Raw genomic sequence first — 18,524 nt, 5'->3', positions numbered from 1 at the left:
ATTCGCGGGCCCCGCCGCCGATCGCCCGTCCCGAACGCCCGACCGGCGGCGTCAGCGGATAGTCCGGATCGGGGTTCTTGCGCACCAGGTAGAATTCGATCTCGGGCGCCACCACGGGCTTCAGCCCACGCTTGTCATAGGCATCCAGCACGCGCTTCAGCACGTTGCGCGGCGTGAACTCGACCGAGCGGCCGTCCTGGTGGACGAGATCGCAGATGACGGCGGCCGTCGGGTCTTCTTCCCACGGCACCACGGTCAGGGTCGACAGATCCGGCATCAGCTTCAGATCGCCATCGTCTTCCGGATAGTGGAAACCGTTGCCATCCTCGGGATAGCCGCCCGAAATCGTCGTCATGAACACCGCCGAAGGCAGCGCCAGCGAGGTGTTGGAGGTGAATTTCTTGGACGGCATCATCTTGCCGCGGGCGACGCCGGCCTGGTCTGGTGTGATGCATTCTATGTCTTCGATGCCGCGCCATTCCAGCCAGTCGCTGACTTCCTTCCAGTTCTTCACGCCGCGTTGGTTTTTCACGAAGGCAGGCGTGCGGACGCGTCCTCCGCGGCTCGACGGACGGACTTCCTTTTTTGCAGGCGGCATCATTCACCAGATTGGGTTGCGGATTTCGGAGTATAGCCGGGGCGGGTGATGGAAGGGAAGGGGAGGCCACCTGATAGGTTGTGCCAGCAACCGGACGGACTTCGGCTAGAAGGATTTGCCGGGCAGCGCGTTCGTATCCAGCCATCGATTCAAAGCGCCGGCATAGAGCCTGCGCCATCCGGTCTGCGGTGCGGTCAGAAACCAGGATTGACGCAAATCCCAACTGTCGCTGCACAAATCTCTGAGCCGGGTGTTGATGATGCCTTTGCCGGACAGCGGATAGACGGAGAATTCCGAAAAGAAGATGACGCCGTTGAGGTCGTAGAAATCGCAACGCATGTGATCGAACGGCGCTGTCAGTTTCTCCGCGATTTCAAGCATGCGCGGGAAGGATGCAGGCAGGTCAATCTTCACCCATTGGGGGCCGCTTCCTGGCGGCGGCGGCGCATAGTTACCGTCACGGTCGAAATGACATTTTTGTTCGTTGCCTTGCTCGTCCCGTCGTGCGGCATAGACATAGGCGGTCGTCCCGCTAGAAACGTGGAACTTGTATTCCAGGCGGATCGGCTCACCGTTCTCGATCAGCATCTCTTCCACAAGGATGCGCCTGGTGGCGTCCCTGTAGCCCCATTCGCCGAATTTCCTGCCATAGCGGCGGCGCATCCAGCGAGCGGTACGCCGTCGCAGCCTGGCTCTGTCCACAAGGCCATTGCGGATCATCATGTTCCAGCGGCAGCCGTGGTTGGCTTTCACCACGACATTGCCGGCAAACAGCTCTGCCGGAATCTTTGTGGCGTCGCCCCCAGACCACAGGACCTCGGCTGTCCTGAGTTCTGGACAAGTGGACAAAGCGTAGGTTTTCGAAGCGAGCTTGTCGCAAGCCGTCGTGAAAAACGGATTGTGGTCGAAAAGCTTTCGCCACAAGAACTTGTCCGCATAGGAAGCGGGTCTCGCCGGATCCGGCAACACGCCGCTATGGTCGAATGTGCGTTTGCAAATCATGGGATGGCGCACCAGGCACCATGCCCGCACCAGGGCGAGGATCACTCGATCGCTCGTTCCCAGAGCCGGCACGATCAGCCCAACTGCCGGGTGGAAGATGAACCGCCTCGTCGGGCGACGAACACATCTCTCGTCATGTTTCGCGAAATGCTCGTGCGGCCAATGACCTCAAGCCGGGGGTCAAGTGTGCGTTCCGCATTTTCAGCCCAAAGCCTGCCTAGCGAAACTGGCTCCCACAAAACGATCTGCACAGTGTCGGGCGCGGTATCGGCGATACGAGACACGACGGCTGCCTTGGGCGAAACCATGCTCGCGACATAGACAACCTGAGCGTCGCCGTAATCATAATCGTACCCGTCGCAAAGCTCGGCCCGCATGCGCATATAGCCGAGCTTGGCCGCGAGCCTGTTTGCCGTTTCGACGGCTTGGGGAACGATGTCGAGGCCGATGATCTCAGGGACCTCTGTCTGGTCGTGAATACGGAACATGGTGAACGGTCGCCCGCCGCAGCCGACCATGACGGCGCGGCGGCAATTATCGAAATCGACATGATCGAAGACTTCGTCGAGGCGGTTATAGGCATCCTTTGATGACAGCACGCCTATGCTTGTTTTCCCTGCCGCGATCCGTCCGAACGATGCCGGACCATCCAGATCCTGATCCAGCATCTGCCTGATCTCGGCCGTGTCCTGCGCCTGCACCATCTTTCCGAATGCGGCGGTAAGCGCCGGTCGGTACGAGAAGAGTTCCGGGTGGGCGTCAAGCAATCCTTCGCCGGCATCGTGTCCCATGGCGATGCCGAGATCTCGGATGGCATTGATGAGCTCGGTCGGATTATGACCTTGCAAGGACCCCAGAATCCGCTCCAGCCTATCCTTCCAGACGCTCGGTTCCGTCATATTGCCCAACCCATAACCCTTGCCTTAGCTAGCAGCGCCCGGCGACAACGTCTACATCACGACATTCACGCAAACGGGCAGTCGACCATGCAGCCTCGCAAACATCTGACAACCATCGGCTTCGATGCCGACGATACGCTGTGGCAGAACGAGCAGTTCTTCCGCCTGACCGAGAAGCGCTTTGCGGCATTGCTCGCCGATCATGGCGAGGTCGAGCACATCTCGGCGCGGCTGCTCGAAGCCGAAAAGCGCAACCTTGCCGTTTACGGCTTCGGTATCAAGGGGTTCACCCTCTCAATGATCGAGACGGCGATCGAGGTGACCGAGGGCCATGTGCCGGCCGCGACCATCGCCGAAATCCTTGCTGCCGGCCGCGACATGCTCGGCCACCCTGTCGAGGCGCTGCCGCATGCGCGCGAGACCGTGGAAAGGCTCGCCGGCGCCTATCATCTGGTGCTGATCACTAAGGGCGATCTGTTCGACCAGGAGCGCAAGCTGGCGGCCTCCGGCCTTGGCGACCTGTTCGACGCCGTCGAGATCGTCAGCGACAAGAGCGCCGCCACCTATGCCCGGATATTCAGTCGCCATGGCGGTAGCCCGCTCAACAGCATGATGGTCGGCAATTCGCTGAAGTCCGACGTTGTGCCGGCCATCGAGGCCGGCAGCTGGGGCGTCCACGTGCCGCACGAACTGACCTGGGTGCTGGAGCACGTCGAGCCGCCGGTCGAAGCACCGCGCTTTCGGCAGGTTGTTGATCTGGGCGAACTGCCGGCTTTGATCGAAAGCATCGACAGGAAAGGTTGACCGCCTTACCTCGTTTCAGACAGTGAGCCGCGGAGTGCGATCAGCCGCGCCCGAGACCGATCAGCCGGTCGATCACCGGCTGCAGCCTTTCGGTGGTGATCGGCTTGGTCACCACCACATCGACCACGCTGGACAGGCCGAGGCTTTCAGGTGTGCCGGTCTTGGTTGAAAGCAGGATCACCGAGGGAAGCGACCGGCCCGACGCTCGCCGCAAGGCATCGATGGCCGACATCAGCGCGTCGCAATCCTTGTTGTCGGCGCCGCCATCGAGAACGACGGCGCCCGGAATGAGGGTGCGCAGTGTCTTGGTCGCCATTTCGAGTGACTCGGAGATCGGCTTCAGTCCGGACTTCTCGACGATCTTCGACACCACCACCCGGTTGATCGGCGATTTTCCGACGACCAGCACGTGGGAGAAATCCGTTGATATCTCGGAGTTCGCATCCCTGCTTGTCGACTTCAGATGTTTGGCGGTGTCGGTCTCGCGATTTACAGGGCACATGGGCGGGGCGGGCACTCGGCGCTGCTTCAATGCAGGGTTGAAATACGAGAGCCAATTGGCGCGAGATCGCGCGCCATGTCAAGCTGAAATGGCGGAGCCGGGAAATATAGCCAGAAATATTAAACCGCGAAACCAAGGTCTGGTTACAAACTGTAGTTAAGTTAGCGCTCAAAAGCGAAAGTCACCCGCGCTGAAAACGCGCGAGTGACGTTGAAATCAGCCAGTGCATGACCGTGTCAGAAGATTCCATAAGCACAAAGCTTCCGTAAGGGAAGATCATCCGTGGCTTTGCTGGGTGACGATCACCGGGATCAGCAGGTCACCCCAATTGCCGTCGCCGCCATGGTGCCGGGCCGAGCGCACCAGTTCCACCGAGACGCCCGCCTCGACCGCCTTCATCACCGATTGATTGAGCCTGTGCAGGTCGTTGGCCAGCATGCGGATGGTCGCCTGCTGGTCGACGCTCATGGTGGTGGACTGCTCTTCTGCACGTTCCTTGACGCGGCTTATCGATGCCATTTTTCTTCTCCTGTGTCCCTTGCCCTGTTGGGCGTTTCCTCTGGTTGTTTGCTGTTATTCCGCTGCCGGCTTGAACTGGGCATGCTCGGTCGATTCATGCATGGCGGTTGTCGATGACTGGCCGCCGCTGATTGCCATCGAGACGGCGTCGAAATAGCCGGTGCCGACCTCGCGCTGGTGCTTGGTCGCGGTGTAGCCATGCACTTCGGCCGCGAACTCGGCTTCCTGCAGCTCGGAATAGGCCGCCATCTGCCGCGCCTTGTAGCCGCGGGCCAGTTCGAACATGCCGAAATTGAGCTGGTGAAAACCAGCCAGCGTGATGAACTGGAACTTGTAGCCCATGGCGCCGAGCTCGCGCTGGAACTTGGCGATCGTCGCGTCGTCGAGGTTCTTCTTCCAGTTGAACGACGGCGAGCAATTATAGGCGAGCAGCTTGCCAGGGTGATGCCTGCGCACGCCCTCGGCGAACTTCTTGGCCTGCCCCAGATCGGGCTTGGAGGTCTCGCACCAGATCAGGTCGGCATGCGGCGCATAGGCAATGGCGCGCGCGATGCACGGTTCGATGCCGTTCCTGACCTGGTAGAAGCCTTCGACCGTGCGGCCGGCATCGTAGTCGACGAACGGCTGGTCGCGCTCGTCAATGTCGGAGGTCAAAAGCTTTGCCGCTTCCGCGTCGGTGCGCGCCACGACCAGCGTCGGCGTGCCCATCACGTCGGCCGCAAGGCGCGCCGCATTGAGGTTGCGGATATGCGCCGCGGTCGGGATCAGCACCTTGCCGCCGAGATGGCCGCACTTCTTTTCCGAGGCCAGCTGATCCTCATAGTGGACGCCGGCAGCGCCCGCCTCGATGAACGCCTTCATGATCTCGAAGGCGTTGAGCGGTCCGCCGAAGCCGGCTTCGGCATCGGCGACGATCGGCGCGAACCAGGTATCGACCGACAGGCCGTTGCCTTCCGAGGTCTCGATCTGGTCGGCGCGCTGCAGCGTGCGGTTGATGCGCTTGACCAGTTCCGGCGCCGCATTGGCGGGGTAAAGCGACTGGTCCGGATACATGGCCGACGCGGTGTTGGCGTCGGCGGCGACCTGCCAGCCTGAGAGATAGATTGCTTTCAGCCCGGCGCGCACCTGCTGCATCGCCTGGTTGCCCGACATGGCGCCGAGCGCGTTGACGAAGTCCTCCTCGTGGATGAGCTTCCACAGCCGGTTGGCGCCCATTTCGGCAAGGCTCTGGCGGATCTGGACCGAGCCGCGCAGCCGTTTCACATCGTCCGGCGAGTAAGGCCGTTCGATGCCGTCGAAGCGGCCTTCGGGTGCGGATGGGACAAGGTTGTAAAAATCAGTCATTAGTCACTCCAGATCAATAGGTGCCAGTGTCTTCAACGCCGCGCCATCGGAGACTGTGCGCTGTCGGTGTGTGACATCATTTACATTGCGGCGCGAAGAGAGCCCAGAGAAACCGCCATATCTCGCAGAAAATAAGAGAAAACCTGTGTTGTGTTTGACTGACAAGCGCTGTAAATTTGTCACGATTGTAAAAACAGATGTGCCTACATCTCGCGCAAGCGGTGTAAAATTCCTGTCAAGGACAGCCGATGGTCGACCAGAAGATTTTCGCCGGGCCGCGCATCCGCCGCATCCGTCTCGCCAAGGGTCTGACCCAGACGGCGATGGCCGAAGGCCTCGGCATCTCGCCCTCCTATCTCAACCTTATCGAGCGCAACCAGCGGCCACTGACGGTGCAGCTGATCCTGAAGCTGGCCTCGGTCTACAAGGTCGACCCGCATGAGCTACAGGGTGAGGCGAGGGGGTCGATCTCGGCCTTGAAGGAAGTGTTCGGCGACCCGCTGCTTTCAGGCGAATTGCCGGGCGACCAGGAACTGATCGAGCTCGCCGAAGCCGCCCCCAACGCGTCGGCGGCGATGATAAAGCTGTTTCGCGCCTATCGCGAGCAGGCCGAGCGGCTGTCCGACCTCAACGAGCTGCTGGCGCGCGAGGGCCGGGCCACCGCACTCTCCGGCGCACGGCTGCCGATCGACGAGGTGCACGAGATTTTCGAACGCCGGCCGAATCATTTTGCAGCACTCGAGGAAGAGGCCGAGGCCTTCACCTCGGTGCTCGACCCGGGCGATGATCTGTTCGGCGCGCTGAAAGCTTGGCTGAAACGCGAATACGGTATCGTCGTCAAGGTGTTGCCGGTCGCCACCATGCCGAATTGGCGCCGCCGCTATGACCGCCATTCGCAGCGCCTGTTCCTGTCCGAACGGTTGTCGCCTTTCGACCAGTTGCGCGAGGTCGCCATGGAGGCCTGCCTTATCCGCATGACCGTCGCAGTCGCCGGCGAAATTCAGGCGCTGAAGCTCGGCACCGATGAAGCCCGCCGGCTCGCCCGCTTCGAACTCGGCCGCTACGCCGCCCATGCCTTGATGATGCCTTACCAGGGCTTTCATGCCGCCGCCGTTCGGGCCCGTTATGACATCGATGTGCTGCGCTCGCGCTTCGGCGTTTCCTTCGAGCAGGCGGCCAACCGTCTGATCACGCTGCAGCGTTCGGGTGCCTCCGGCGTGCCGTTCTTCATGCTCGAGGTCGACAATGCGGGAAACCGCTTCCGTAAGGCGGGCGGCCAGGGCTTTCCACAGAGCCGCTTTGGCGGCGGCTGCCCGAAATTGCCTGTCCATGCCGCCTTCGCACTGCCCGGCCAGATTCTGGTCGAGGCGGTAGAAATGCCTGACGGCGCCGAGTTCCTTTGCATCGCCCGCACGCTCGAGGGGCCGCAAGGCTCGTTCTCGGAGCGCCCGCGCCGCACGGCGCTGCTTCTGGGCTGCGATATCGGCTTTCGCGACGAGATCGTCTATGGTGCGGGGCTGCCAGGGTCGGCAAAGACCGGACAGGGCGCCGCCACGGCGATCGGCCCGGCTTGCCGGCTGTGCGAACGCATCGGCTGTCTCGCCCGCGCCGAGCCGCCGGTGACCCGCCCGCTCGGCCTCGACGAGATGGTGACGGGCTTGAGCGCCTTCGACTTTCAGTGATGCTTGTCGAGGTTTGTTGGTCCTCGAAGAGGCGCCTGCACATTAGCGACGAGAAATACAGATCCTGTCCAGCCGAGGCGATCGAAATATTGATTAAGCATCGGCGCTGCGGTATCGAAAGGTGAGGCAGCCAAGGGGGATGGCTTATGGACAGGAAAGCTTTGTGGCTTGGCGTGGCGCTTGCCTTTTCGGCAGGGCCTGCTCTGGCAGAAAAATCCTCTGAATTCTTCAAGGATTATCAACAGTATAGTGATGACGGCAAGGCCTTCCTGGACAAGATCGATCCGAAGACCGGCGCGGTCGACCTTCCCGAAGGCATTCATCTCGATCTCAAGGACAAGTTCTACTTCCTGGACAAGAAGGATGCGACATCCGTTCTGACCGAGGCCTGGGGCAACCCGCCTGATACCGCCTCTGAAGCGATCGGCATGATTTTCCCGGCCAAGTATGAGCCGATCGCCGGCAACGGTTGGGGCATCGAGCTGCGCTATGAAAAGATTGGCCATGTCGATGACGGCGACGCCGCCTCCATCGACTACGCCGAATTGCTGAGCAGCATGCAGGCGGACACTTTGTCGGCCAACGATCAGCGGGTGAAGGACGGTTATCAGCCGATCAAGCTGATTGGCTGGGCTTCGCCCCCTGTCTATGATTTCGTCCACAAGCGGCTGCACTGGGCAAAGGAGTTGCAGTTCGGCGACGATGCCGTCCATACGCTCAACTACGATGTCCGTTTTCTCGGCCGGGAAGGCGTCTTCGTGATGAGCTACATCGCCACGGTGGAGCAATTGCCGGAGATCAAGCAGAGCCTGGATGAAGTGCTCGGCGTTGCCGACTTCAACACCGGCAAGAAATACACCGACTTCCTGCCCGGCACCGACACCGTGGCTGCGGTCGGCATTGGCGGCCTCATCGCCGGCAAACTGGCGGCCAAGGCAGGGCTCATTGCGGTCGCGCTGGTCGCGCTGAAGAAGTTCGGCATTCTCCTGTTGGTTCCGCTGGCCGGTCTCTGGCGCTTTATCCGGGGTAACAAGAGCACGTCGTAGGCGCCATCGACTTTTTCGACTGAATGCCGCCGGCTGGCAGGCTGTGCGCCAAAGGGAATGCCGGGCTGGATCACGTCCGGCCGTAGCCTTTGCGCTAGGCGAATGCGGCACGTCTGTCGTCCATTGTTCATCATGCCATTCCGAGATAGCCGACAGTCGCAGCCCATGACCGACACCGCATCAATGCCGATAACTGTTTCGCCGACCGTGTCGCCGCGCGAGGAGCGCATCGGCTTCCTGCTGGTGTTCCTGTCGGCGCTGATGTGGAGCTTTGGCGGCACCATTGCCCGCTTTATCGACACCGCCGACAGCTGGACGGTGGTGTTCTGGCGCTCGCTGTGGGCGGCTGCGTTCCTGATTTGCTTCATGGCCTGGCGCGACGGCTGGCGCGGCGTGCCGCGGCTGTTTCGCGACATGGGTCTGCCCGGCCTTGCCGTGGCCGTGTGCTTCGCCACCGCCTCGACGTGCTTCGTTGTCGCCCTCGCCTACACCACCGTCGCCAATATCCTGTTGATGCAGGCCGGTGTGCCGCTGCTGGCGGCTTTGCTTGCCTGGGTGCTGTTTCGCGAGCGCGTCGCCGTCGCGACCTGGGTGGCGATCGCCGCCGTCATCGCCGGCGTCGCTATCATGGTGTCGGAATCGCTCGACGGCGCCGTATCGCCGATCGGCGACGGGCTGGCGCTGTTGATTGCGGTCATGTTCTCCATCGCCACCGTCATCACCCGTCGCTTCGCCCATGTCCGCATGACACCGGCGACCTGCCTCGGCACGATGCTGGCAGCGGCGTTTGCCGCGTCGCAAGCCACGCAGTTCGCGGTTTCCGGCCACGACATGGCTTTCCTGTTTGCCTTCGGCGTCATCAATCTCGGCCTTGGCCTTGCTTTCTTCGCCACCGGCGCCCGGTTGGTCCCGGCGACGATCGCGGCACTGCTCGGCACTTTCGAGCCGATCCTTGGCCCGATATGGGTCTGGCTCGTCCATGCCGAGGTGCCCTCGGTGCGCACCATCATCGGCGGCGCAGTGGTGGTTGCCGCGCTGCTTGTCCATATCGGGCTCGAATTCAAGCGACAGGCACGGCCGGCGCGGCCCGGCGTCACCGGTCTGCCGTCCCCCAATTGACCTGCCTTTGCGCAATTGACGACGCCGCGCGCCCAAAGCGCGAGATGGGCCATTGACAATGTTGCTACCGCACGGGCAGGCTGGAGACACGGCAACAACAAGACAGGCTTATCTTGCCAAGTGTCCCCGCCGGTCGGACCAAGACCGGATCACAGCGTCGTATCCCTGCCCGCGCCACGGCGACAGCCTCTGACGGTGTCGGCGCGCCCGCCAGGCGGGTACACAGAGCCATCATCCGCCGTTCGTCGAACCGCCCGCAGGGCGCCGGCGGCTGGCGCTTGTGGCTGCCCGGAAAGCTCAATACTCTGAAGCAAATGCCCAATCGCGCTGGAACAGCGACGAATTGGCGAAGGAACACTCATCAAAGGAGAACAGCATGATCCGCAAAGCGCTCTGGCTTTCGGCAACCTCGGCATTTCTGACGCTTTTCACCGTCGGTGGCCATGCCGAGGACCGCGTCGTCAATGTCTTCAACTGGTCGGACTATATCGACAGCTCGATCATCGACGACTTCACCAAGGAAACCGGCATCAAGGTGGTCTATGACACCTTCGATTCCAACGAGATCCTCGAGACCAAGCTGCTTGCCGGCGGCAGCGGCTATGACGTCGTCGTGCCCAGTGGCAATTTCCTGGCGCGTCAGATTCAGGCCGGTGTGTTCCAGAAGCTCGACAAGTCGAAGCTGCCGAACATCTCCAATATGTGGGACACCGTTCTGGAACGGACCGCCAAATACGATCCCGGCAACGAATACTCGATCAACTACATGTGGGGCACCGTCGGCATCGGCTACAACATCAAGAAGGTGCAGGCCGCACTCGGCACCGACAAGATCGACAGCTGGGATGTGTTCTTCAATCCCGACAGCCTGGCCAAGCTGAAGGACTGCGGCGTCTATGTGCTGGACTCGCCGGCCGACATCATCCCGGCGGCACTGAAATATCTCGGCCTCGACCCCAACAGCACCTCGCCCGACGACATCGCCAAGGCCGAGGAAACCTTGCTGAAGGTGCGGCCCTACATCCGCAAATTCCACTCGTCGGAATACATCAACGCGCTCGCCAATGGCGATATCTGCCTGGCGGTCGGCTGGTCGGGTGACGTCTTCCAGGCGCGCAACCGGGCCGTGGAGGCCAAGCAGGGCGTCGAGATCGGCTATTCCGTGCCCAAGGAAGGCGCGCAGATGTGGTTCGACCAGATGGCGATCCCTGCCGATGCGCCGCATGTCGCCGAGGCGCTCGAATTCCTCAACTACCTGATGAAGCCGGAAGTGATCGCCAAGTCGTCCAACTATGTGCTGTACGCCAACGGCAACAAGGCTTCGCAGCAGTTCGTCGACAAGGCGCTGCTGGATGATCCGGCGGTCTATCCGGACGCCGAGACCTTGAAAAAACTCTATACGGTCCAGCCCTACGATCCCAAGACGCAGCGTCTGATCACGCGCAGCTGGACCAAGATCGTCACCGGCCAGTAAGCAATGCGACATGGCCCCGGCAGTCACCTGCCGGGGCCATTCTTCTGGGGCGAGAAGCAAAAAAACAGGACGGAGTGGGACATGAAATCGCTTGGCAGCATCCGCAGGGATTTCGCGCCATGGAACGACCCGAACGCCAAGCCATACATTCAATTTGAGAACGTCACCAAGAAGTTCGGTGACTTCACCGCCGTCAACAATCTGTCGCTGACCATTTTCGAGCGCGAGTTCTTCGCCCTGCTCGGCGCGTCCGGCTGCGGAAAGTCGACGCTGCTGCGGATGCTCGCTGGCTTCGAAGAGCCGACCGCCGGCCGCATCCTTCTCGACGGTCAGGATTTACGCGGCATCCCGCCCTATCGCCGTCCGGTCAACATGATGTTCCAGTCCTATGCGCTGTTCCCGCATATGACGGTGGAAAAGAACATCGCCTTCGGCCTCAAGCAGGAAGGCATGCCGGCGCCGGACATCGAAAAACGCGTTGCCGAGATGTTGAAGCTGGTCAAGCTCGAGCAGTTCGCCAAGCGTAAGCCGCACCAGCTCTCCGGCGGCCAGCGCCAGCGCGTCGCCCTCGCCCGCTCGGTTGCCAAGCGGCCGAAAGTGCTGCTGCTCGATGAACCGCTTGGTGCGCTCGACAAGAAGCTGCGCGAGGAAACGCAGTTCGAGCTGATGGACCTGCAGCAAAATCTTGGCCTGACCTTCGTCGTCGTCACCCACGACCAGGAAGAAGCAATGACAATGGCCGACCGCATCGCCATCATCGACAAGGGCGAGGTCATGCAAGTGGCGACGCCGGCGGAAGTGTACGAGGCCCCGACGTCACGCTTCGTCGCCCACTTCGTCGGCAATGTGAACATGTTTGAAGGCAAGGTCGCCGAGCGGGCGGCAAACACCACGCGCATCACCGGCGCGACAGGCGCCCAGATCGTCGTCGAAAACAGCACCGATTCAAAGGCCGGTTCCGACATCGTCTTCGCCATCAGGCCGGAGAAGATCAAGGTAACGTCGAAGAAGCCGGCGGACGCCGTCAATGCGCTGGAGGGCGAAGTCTACGACGTCGCCTATCTCGGCGACATGACCGTCTACCACATCAGGCTGGATGACGGGCAGATGATCAGGGCAAGCGCGCTCAACGCGGCGCGCGTCACCGAGGATCCGCTGACCTGGAACGACCGCGCCTGGGTTTCCTTCCGGCCGGACGCCGGCGTCGTGCTGACACGGTAGGGGCGGCCATGTCCAACATCGCCATCACCGACTCCGGTCCGTCGACCGCGGCCAAACCATTGCTGACACGGCTCGGTGCCGGCTTTGTCAGCCGGCTCGTCATCATCGTCCCCTATCTCTGGCTGCTGTTCTTCTTCTTCATCCCGTTCATCATCGTCTTCAAGATTTCGCTGTCGCAGTCGGCAATCGCCATGCCGCCCTACACGCCGGTGCTCGACTTCACGGACGGCATTTCCGGTTTCTTCGCCGGCTTCCGCGATCTCAACTTCGACAATTATGTCTGGCTGACGCAGGACGCGCTTTACTTCAAAGCCTATGTCACCAGCGTCATTATCGCTGCAGTCTCGACGATCCTGACCTTGCTCGTCGGCTTCCCCATTGCCTACGGTATGGCGCGCGCGCCGGCGACGATCCGCCCGACCTTGCTGATGCTGGTGATCCTGCCGTTCTGGACCTCGTTCCTGATCCGCGTCTACGCCTGGATCGGCATCCTCAAGCCCGAAGGGTTGCTCAACCAGCTGCTGCTGTCGCTGCACGTCATCAATCAGCCGCTGATCATCCTCAACACCTACACGGCGATCTTCATCGGCATCGTCTATTCCTACCTGCCATTCATGGTGCTGCCGCTCTATTCGTCGCTGGAAAAGATGGATTATTCGCTGATCGAGGCGGCTAAGGACCTCGGCTGTCCGCCGACCGCCGCCTTCTGGAAGATCACCTTCCCGCTGTCGCTGCCCGGCGTCATCGCCGGCTGCCTGTTGGTGTTCATCCCGGCTGTCGGCGAGTTCGTTATTCCAGACCTGCTCGGCGGCTCGCAGACGCTGATGATCGGCAAGACCTTGTGGAACGAGTTTTTCGCCAACCGTGACTGGCCGGTGTCGTCGGCCGTCGCCGTCATCCTGCTGCTGCTCTTGATCGTACCGATCATGCTCTTCCAGCAGGCTCAGGCACGCGCCCAGGAGCAGGACAAATGAACCCCACCTGGAGCCGCTTCAACGTCACCTCGGTCGTGCTGGGCTTTGCCTTCCTCTATCTGCCGATCGTGCTGCTCGTCGTCTTCTCCTTCAACGAATCGAAACTGGTCACCGTCTGGGGCGGCTTCTCGACCAAATGGTATGTCTCGCTGTTCCACAATCAGGGGCTGATGGACGCCACTTGGGTCACCGCGCGCGTCGGTGTCATCTCCGCCACGGTGGCGACCGTGCTCGGCACGCTGGCGGCCCTGACCTTGACCCGCTACACCCGCTTCCGGGGCCGCATCCTGTTTTCCGGCATGGTGTTCGCGCCGCTGGTCATGCCGGAAGTCATCACCGGTCTGTCGTTGCTGTTGTTGTTCGTTGCCGTCGGTCTCGACCGTGGTTTCTTCACCGTCACGCTTGCCCACATCACTTTGACCATGTGCTTCGTCGCCGTTGTCGTGCAGTCGCGCCTGGTCTCGTTCGACCGGTCGCTGGAGGAGGCCGCGATGGATCTCGGCGCAACACCTGTGAAGACCTTCTTCCAGATCACGCTGCCGGTCATCATGCCGGCCATCGTCTCCGGCTGGATGCTGGCCTTTACGCTGTCGCTCGACGATCTGGTCATCGCCAGTTTCACCTCTGGCCCCGGCGCCACCACGCTGCCGATGAAGATCTACAGCCAGGTGCGTCTCGGCGTAACGCCGGAGATCAATGCCGCCTGCACCATCCTGATCGCGGTTGTGGCGGTCGGTGTCATCATCGCCTCGGTCGCCAACAAGCGGCGTGAGGTGCAGCGTCAGCTCGACGAACAGGCCGCGCAGCGCGGCTGAGTGGACGAAAGCAGCTGGGATAGGCCGGCTCTCTTTCAAGGACGGCTAATCGCGTGGGGCGGTGCCAGACCCCCACTCCGTCTCGGCTTCGCCGAGCCACCTCTACACGTCCGTGGGGGAGAGGAAATGCCAATCGTTGAGGTCGCTGCCTTGAAAAGCTTGGCCTTTCCTCATCCCCTATGAACATGGGGGAGAGGTGGCTCGGCGAAGCCGAGACGGAGCGGGGGCTGGCGATGCCATATGCGATCAGCCCGCTCTCGAGGGCTCGTCTATTCGCCCGAAACGCAGACCGGCCTCACCTGAATATCGACACCGCTTAGCCTATTCGCCTGAGATGCCGCGGCTGATCGGCGAAATGAACGGTGTGCTCCAGGTGCCGCCGACGAAAAAGGACGACTGGTTGGGCCCCTGCTGGCCATTGGCGGGCGCTGCCGCCGGATCGGCCTGGGTGATACCGCCCGACAGCGCCAGCCCGCGTCCGCCATAGGACGCGATGCCGGATAGCCAGATCTTGTATTTCGCCGAATTGGCCTCGGCCTTGTCCAGCCGCGCCACGCCCTTCGAGATGGTGGCCTTGAGCTCGGCGCCGTCGATCGGCAGCGTCCCGTCCGAGACATCGTCGAGCGCGAAGAAGCCGCCCTGTTCGGTGTGCTTCAGAAACGCCGGCAAATTGAGCCCGCTCAGTGCGCCTGGCCCGAACGTCGCCGAGACCGAGCCGTCAGCGTTCTCGAAGATCGAGTCCCAGGATTTGCCCGGCCCTTTGAGAATGACCGAGACCGTACCGGTGCTGGCCGGCACCAATCGCGTCATGCCGGCAGCCGTGCCGAAAGCGGCGCCGTCAATGTCGGAGGCGAGCAGCCGGATCTCGACCTGCGAACCCTCGGGCTTGCGGTCGAAGCGCAGGCTGCTCTGAACGTTGCCGCCAAAGGCCGACGCATCGGAGATATCGAAGACGGCAAGCCCGTTCTTGACCTGCGCGGTGGCGGCGACGTCAGCAAGCTGGATCGCGCCGGCCGAGGCATGCGCCGCCGATAGCCTCAGATCGAGATTGACGCGGTCGGCAAAGCTGGTGTCGATTTCCCCGGGGCCGGTTTCGCCGGTGGGCGCCAGCGGCGTGAAGGCGGAGAACAGCGACCTGAGGTCGAGCGTATCGAAGGCGAGCGTGCCGGAAATCACCGGCAAGGCGTCGCCGAACGAGAAGTCCAGAGCCCCCATTCCCGGGTTGTTGTCGAGCGCGACCGCCGTGTTTTCGAACTTGATGCGGCCGGCCGTCGCCGTGATCTTGCTCGAAATCGACACCGAGCCGATTGCGGCGCCCGGTGCAAATCCGGCCTGCGACCATTCCAGCACGCGCCGCAGCGACGGTGCGGCGAATTTCACCTGGCCGTCGAAATAGGCGTTTTGCGACATGCCGGCCGTGCCGTCGAATGAGAAGCTGGCAGGGGCCGCCTTGAACGAAAAGGTGATTGGCGCAGCACCGCCGGCAAACAACACCAGCGGCTTGGGCGAGGACGCATCGACGGTGACGCTTTCGCCGCGCCAGATGCCGGTCGCCGACAAGGTCGCATTGCTGTTCATCGCCGCCCAGTTCGCCTGGCCGCTGACGCTGGTCAGCAATTCGACGTCCTTGCCGCCGATGGAGGCGACCATGCGGCCATCCCTGAACTCCACGGTGCCGAACGGATCGGTCGGCAGCTTGCTCAGATCAGGCTTCGCCGGATCGGCGCCGACCACGCCGCGCGCGGTGTCGATGGAGCGCGTGATGCGCCCTCCGGTCGGCATGGCGGGCAGAAACATGCCGTTTGCGGTGCGCTGAACCCGGATCGTCGGCCGCACCAGCCGCGCCGTCGAAAACACCACATCGCCCTGCAGCGCCGCCATGGCTGAAAGGTCGACCTCGACCCGCTCGGCTTCGATCACCGGCGGCGCGTCGGTCTCGGTCCACTGCGACAGCGTGACGTCGCTCAATATGGCGCGGAAGTTCGGCCACACCTCGATGCGCGGCGAACCGTCAATGGTGACCCTGAAACCGCTCCATGCGCTCATCTCCCAGGCGATGCGGTCGCGCACGATCCGGGTCGAGGCAATCAGCGGCAGAGCGGCGACGACCAGCGCGATGACGAGCACGGCAACACCGATCGCCCATATTCCGCGCCGGATCAAAGGTGATGGCATATCGCCCCGTATGCTTTCATTCCGCCAAAAATCGCCACGACGGGTGTAACCCAGCGCTGACGCATTTCAAGTCTTTATGGCCCGGCGATGGCAATTGCGCACATGTGGCCGAGTTTAGCTGAACAAAATCTTGCTCTGCCGCATGGCGATAGGCATAAGCGATGCAGCTTCAGCCTGCTACGAGGCGCGGCGTTTTTGGGACAGCGGCGCCTGTAAAGCTGGGGCTAATGCATGCCGCCCGGAAGTGTGCAGCGGTTCCGGGACAACGACATGCATTACAAAAGCATATCAGTCTTGCGACGCGACCGGCTTCAAGGAGGATCGATCATGGCTGCCGAAGCACCGCTCTGGACCCCGACGCAAGACCGGATCGATGCAGCGCCGCTGACCGCCTTCATGAAGGCGGCGGCAGCCAAAACCGGCACATCCTTCGCCTCCTACGCCGAGCTGCACCGCTGGTCGGTCGAGGATCGCCAAGGCTTCTGGAGCCTGCTGTGGGACTTTTGCGGCATTGTCGGCGACAAGGGCGAGACCGTGCTCGTCGATGGCGACAAGATGCCCGGCGCATCGTTCTTCCCCGATGCGACGCTCAACTTCGCCGAGAACCTGCTGAAAAAGACCGGATCGAGTGACGCGATCGTCTTTCGCGGTGAGGACAAGATCGAGCGGCGACTGTCGTGGAACGAACTGCACCAGCTGACCTCGCGCTTTCAGCAGCTTTTCCTGTCGCTCAAGGTGAAAAAGGGCGACCGCATCGCGGCGATGATGCCCAACATGCCGGAAACCGTCGCCGCCATGCTGGCGGCCGCCTCGATTGGCGCGGTCTGGTCGTCCTGTTCCCCCGATTTCGGCGAACAGGGCGCGCTCGACCGTTTCGGCCAGATCGAGCCTGTCGTCTTCATCGCGCCGGACGGCTACTGGTACAATGGCAAGGCGATCGAAGTCGCCGACAAGATCGCTGCCGTTGCCACGAAGCTCGAAACCGTCGGCAAGGTGCTGATCGTCGACTATCTCGGTACGTCGCGCGATATCGCAGGGATTATCGATAAGGCCGTGGCGCTGGAAGAGGCGCTGTCGCCTTTTGCGGCAAAGTCCGTCACGTTCGAGCGCCTGCCGTTTGCGCATCCGCTCTACATCCTGTTTTCGTCGGGAACGACCGGCATTCCCAAATGCATCGTCCATTCGGCCGGTGGCACGCTGATCCAGCATGTCAAGGAACACCGGCTGCATGCCGGCCTCGTCGAAGGCGACCGCTTCTTCTACTTCACCACCTGCGGCTGGATGATGTGGAACTGGCTGGTGTCGGGCCTGGCGTCAGGCGCGACGCTGCTGCTCTATGACGGCTCGCCCTTCTACCCCGACGGCAATGTCCTGTTCAGCTTCGCCGATGCCGAGAAGATGACCTTCTTCGGCACCTCGGCCAAATTCATCGATTCCGTGCGCAAGGCCGGCCTCAAGCCGATCCGCAGCCATGATCTGTCGACCGTGCGGGCGATCTCCTCCACAGGCTCGCCGCTGTCGCCAGAGGACTTTCGCTTTGTCTATGACGGGATCAAGGAGGACGTGCACCTTGCCTCGGTCTCCGGCGGCACCGACATCGTCTCCTGTTTCGTTCTCGGCATCCCGACGCAAGCTGTCTGGACCGGCGAGATCCAGGGCCCCGGCCTCGGCCTTGCCGTCGATGTCTGGGATGATGACGGCCAACCGGTTCGCGAGGAGAAAGGCGAACTGGTCTGCACAAAAGCGTTTCCGTCGATGCCGATCGGGTTCTGGAACGACCCTGACGGCAAGAAATACCAGGCGGCCTATTTCGAGCGCTTCGACAATGTCTGGTGCCATGGCGACTTCGCCGAATGGACGGCGCATGGCGGAATGATCATCCATGGCCGCTCCGACGCGACGCTCAATCCGGGCGGGGTGCGCATCGGCACGGCGGAGATCTACAACCAGGTCGAGCAGATGCCGGAAATCCTCGAAGCGCTGTGCATCGGCCAGGATTTCGACAATGACGTACGCGTCGTGCTGTTCGTGCGGCTGGCCGCCGGCGTGACGCTGGACGAGGCTCTGGAAAAGCGCATCCGGGCGAAGATCCGCACCGGCGCCAGCCCGCGCCACGTGCCGGCAAAAATCGTTGCCGTCTCAGACATTCCGCGCACCAAATCCGGCAAGATCACCGAGCTTGCGGTGCGCGACGTGGTCCACGGCCGCGCCATCAAGAACAAGGAGGCGCTGGCCAATCCGGAGGCGCTGGAGCTGTTCAGGAACTTGCCGCAGCTGGCGGAGTGACCGCCGTCGGCATGGTTAACGAGATATGTCGGTCGAATTTACCTAGATTTCACGAGTGGTACAC

Annotated in this window: 15 protein-coding genes and 1 pseudogene; 9 read left to right on the top strand and 7 right to left on the bottom strand. The window is 62.0% G+C overall.

The features are described 5' to 3' along the window. The 3 genes and pseudogenes from FJV77_RS30340 to FJV77_RS30330 form a co-directional block, all read right to left on the bottom strand. Positions 1 to 601, bottom strand: a pseudogene (locus FJV77_RS30340) (glutamine synthetase); the annotation flags it as partial. A 102-nt stretch (positions 602 to 703) separates the two neighbouring features. Beyond that, complete coding sequence (locus FJV77_RS30335) at positions 704 to 1,600, bottom strand: ATP-grasp fold amidoligase family protein (RefSeq protein ID WP_246691433.1); 897 nt, start codon at positions 1,598 to 1,600, stop codon at positions 704 to 706. A gap of 74 nt (positions 1,601 to 1,674) precedes the next feature. After that, a complete protein-coding gene (locus FJV77_RS30330; RefSeq protein ID WP_142870046.1) occupies positions 1,675 to 2,499 on the bottom strand; it encodes a class I SAM-dependent methyltransferase in 825 nt (274 codons plus the stop codon). Between the two features lie 87 nt (positions 2,500 to 2,586). Between FJV77_RS30330 and FJV77_RS30325 the strand changes: the two genes are divergently transcribed. Further along, a complete protein-coding gene (locus FJV77_RS30325; protein ID WP_142870045.1) occupies positions 2,587 to 3,303 on the top strand; it encodes an HAD family hydrolase in 717 nt (238 codons plus the stop codon). Positions 3,304 to 3,343: 40 nt separating this feature from the next. Here the strand turns inward: FJV77_RS30325 and FJV77_RS30320 are convergent, their stop codons facing one another. The 3 genes from FJV77_RS30320 to aceA all read right to left on the bottom strand — a co-directional run bounded on the left by FJV77_RS30320 (position 3,344) and on the right by aceA (position 5,668). Continuing rightward, the gene (locus FJV77_RS30320; RefSeq protein ID WP_142870044.1) at positions 3,344 to 3,805 is read right to left on the bottom strand and encodes a response regulator; all 462 of its coding nucleotides are present in this window, start codon (positions 3,803 to 3,805) and stop codon (positions 3,344 to 3,346) included. A 276-nt stretch (positions 3,806 to 4,081) separates the two neighbouring features. Continuing rightward, a complete protein-coding gene (locus tag FJV77_RS30315) occupies positions 4,082 to 4,324 on the bottom strand; it encodes a hypothetical protein (RefSeq protein ID WP_006202762.1) in 243 nt (80 codons plus the stop codon). Positions 4,325 to 4,378: 54 nt separating this feature from the next. Next, on the bottom strand, positions 4,379 to 5,668 hold the full coding sequence (gene aceA, locus FJV77_RS30310; RefSeq protein ID WP_142870043.1) for an isocitrate lyase: 1,290 nt from the start codon (positions 5,666 to 5,668) through the stop codon (positions 4,379 to 4,381). A 248-nt stretch (positions 5,669 to 5,916) separates the two neighbouring features. Between aceA and FJV77_RS30305 the strand changes: the two genes are divergently transcribed. From FJV77_RS30305 to FJV77_RS30275, 7 genes are all read left to right on the top strand, one after another. Then, complete coding sequence (locus FJV77_RS30305) at positions 5,917 to 7,350, top strand: short-chain fatty acyl-CoA regulator family protein (protein WP_142870042.1); 1,434 nt, start codon at positions 5,917 to 5,919, stop codon at positions 7,348 to 7,350. Positions 7,351 to 7,496: 146 nt separating this feature from the next. Next, positions 7,497 to 8,396 carry a DUF2167 domain-containing protein gene (locus tag FJV77_RS30300; protein WP_142870041.1) on the top strand — a complete coding sequence of 300 codons (900 nt, stop codon included), beginning with the start codon at positions 7,497 to 7,499 and terminating at the stop codon, positions 8,394 to 8,396. 165 nt (positions 8,397 to 8,561) lie between these two features. Beyond that, positions 8,562 to 9,515 carry a DMT family transporter gene (locus FJV77_RS30295; protein ID WP_142870040.1) on the top strand — a complete coding sequence of 318 codons (954 nt, stop codon included), beginning with the start codon at positions 8,562 to 8,564 and terminating at the stop codon, positions 9,513 to 9,515. Between the two features lie 376 nt (positions 9,516 to 9,891). Further along, entirely contained in the window at positions 9,892 to 10,989 is a 1,098-nt protein-coding gene (locus FJV77_RS30290; RefSeq protein WP_142870039.1) for a polyamine ABC transporter substrate-binding protein, read from the top strand. Between the two features lie 81 nt (positions 10,990 to 11,070). Next, the gene (locus FJV77_RS30285; RefSeq protein ID WP_142870038.1) at positions 11,071 to 12,210 is read left to right on the top strand and encodes an ABC transporter ATP-binding protein; all 1,140 of its coding nucleotides are present in this window, start codon (positions 11,071 to 11,073) and stop codon (positions 12,208 to 12,210) included. An 8-nt stretch (positions 12,211 to 12,218) separates the two neighbouring features. Next, positions 12,219 to 13,184 carry an ABC transporter permease subunit gene (locus FJV77_RS30280; protein WP_142870037.1) on the top strand — a complete coding sequence of 322 codons (966 nt, stop codon included), beginning with the start codon at positions 12,219 to 12,221 and terminating at the stop codon, positions 13,182 to 13,184. Next, positions 13,181 to 13,999: an ABC transporter permease subunit gene (locus tag FJV77_RS30275; protein ID WP_142870036.1), complete on the top strand. Its 819-nt coding sequence runs from the start codon at positions 13,181 to 13,183 to the stop codon at positions 13,997 to 13,999. Before FJV77_RS30280 ends, FJV77_RS30275 begins: the two co-directional genes overlap by 4 nt. A gap of 321 nt (positions 14,000 to 14,320) precedes the next feature. Here FJV77_RS30275 and FJV77_RS30270 read toward each other — a convergent pair whose 3' ends face one another. Beyond that, the gene (locus FJV77_RS30270; RefSeq protein WP_142870035.1) at positions 14,321 to 16,174 is read right to left on the bottom strand and encodes an AsmA family protein; all 1,854 of its coding nucleotides are present in this window, start codon (positions 16,172 to 16,174) and stop codon (positions 14,321 to 14,323) included. Positions 16,175 to 16,501: 327 nt separating this feature from the next. Between FJV77_RS30270 and FJV77_RS30265 the strand changes: the two genes are divergently transcribed. Next, positions 16,502 to 18,460, top strand: coding sequence for an acetoacetate--CoA ligase (locus tag FJV77_RS30265; RefSeq protein WP_142870034.1), 1,959 nt, complete (start codon positions 16,502 to 16,504; stop codon positions 18,458 to 18,460). Positions 18,461 to 18,524 lie beyond the last annotated feature (64 nt).

Source organism: Mesorhizobium sp. WSM4306 (assembly GCF_007003975.1).
Classification (GTDB): Bacteria; Pseudomonadota; Alphaproteobacteria; order Rhizobiales; family Rhizobiaceae; genus Mesorhizobium.
The sequence above is the reverse complement of the archived record's forward strand: the minus strand, read 5'-3'. Positions and strand labels throughout refer to the sequence as shown.

Coding starts and splice junctions, on each gene's coding strand:
- FJV77_RS30335 (WP_246691433.1), bottom strand. CDS start 1,600: ATGATTTGCAAACGCACATTCGACCATAGCGGCGTGTTGCCGGATCCG.
- FJV77_RS30330 (WP_142870046.1), bottom strand. CDS start 2,499: ATGACGGAACCGAGCGTCTGGAAGGATAGGCTGGAGCGGATTCTGGGG.
- FJV77_RS30325 (WP_142870045.1), top strand. CDS start 2,587: ATGCAGCCTCGCAAACATCTGACAACCATCGGCTTCGATGCCGACGAT.
- FJV77_RS30320 (WP_142870044.1), bottom strand. CDS start 3,805: ATGTGCCCTGTAAATCGCGAGACCGACACCGCCAAACATCTGAAGTCG.
- FJV77_RS30315 (WP_006202762.1), bottom strand. CDS start 4,324: ATGGCATCGATAAGCCGCGTCAAGGAACGTGCAGAAGAGCAGTCCACC.
- aceA (WP_142870043.1), bottom strand. CDS start 5,668: ATGACTGATTTTTACAACCTTGTCCCATCCGCACCCGAAGGCCGCTTC.
- FJV77_RS30305 (WP_142870042.1), top strand. CDS start 5,917: ATGGTCGACCAGAAGATTTTCGCCGGGCCGCGCATCCGCCGCATCCGT.
- FJV77_RS30300 (WP_142870041.1), top strand. CDS start 7,497: ATGGACAGGAAAGCTTTGTGGCTTGGCGTGGCGCTTGCCTTTTCGGCA.
- FJV77_RS30295 (WP_142870040.1), top strand. CDS start 8,562: ATGACCGACACCGCATCAATGCCGATAACTGTTTCGCCGACCGTGTCG.
- FJV77_RS30290 (WP_142870039.1), top strand. CDS start 9,892: ATGATCCGCAAAGCGCTCTGGCTTTCGGCAACCTCGGCATTTCTGACG.
- FJV77_RS30285 (WP_142870038.1), top strand. CDS start 11,071: ATGAAATCGCTTGGCAGCATCCGCAGGGATTTCGCGCCATGGAACGAC.
- FJV77_RS30280 (WP_142870037.1), top strand. CDS start 12,219: ATGTCCAACATCGCCATCACCGACTCCGGTCCGTCGACCGCGGCCAAA.
- FJV77_RS30275 (WP_142870036.1), top strand. CDS start 13,181: ATGAACCCCACCTGGAGCCGCTTCAACGTCACCTCGGTCGTGCTGGGC.
- FJV77_RS30270 (WP_142870035.1), bottom strand. CDS start 16,174: ATGCCATCACCTTTGATCCGGCGCGGAATATGGGCGATCGGTGTTGCC.
- FJV77_RS30265 (WP_142870034.1), top strand. CDS start 16,502: ATGGCTGCCGAAGCACCGCTCTGGACCCCGACGCAAGACCGGATCGAT.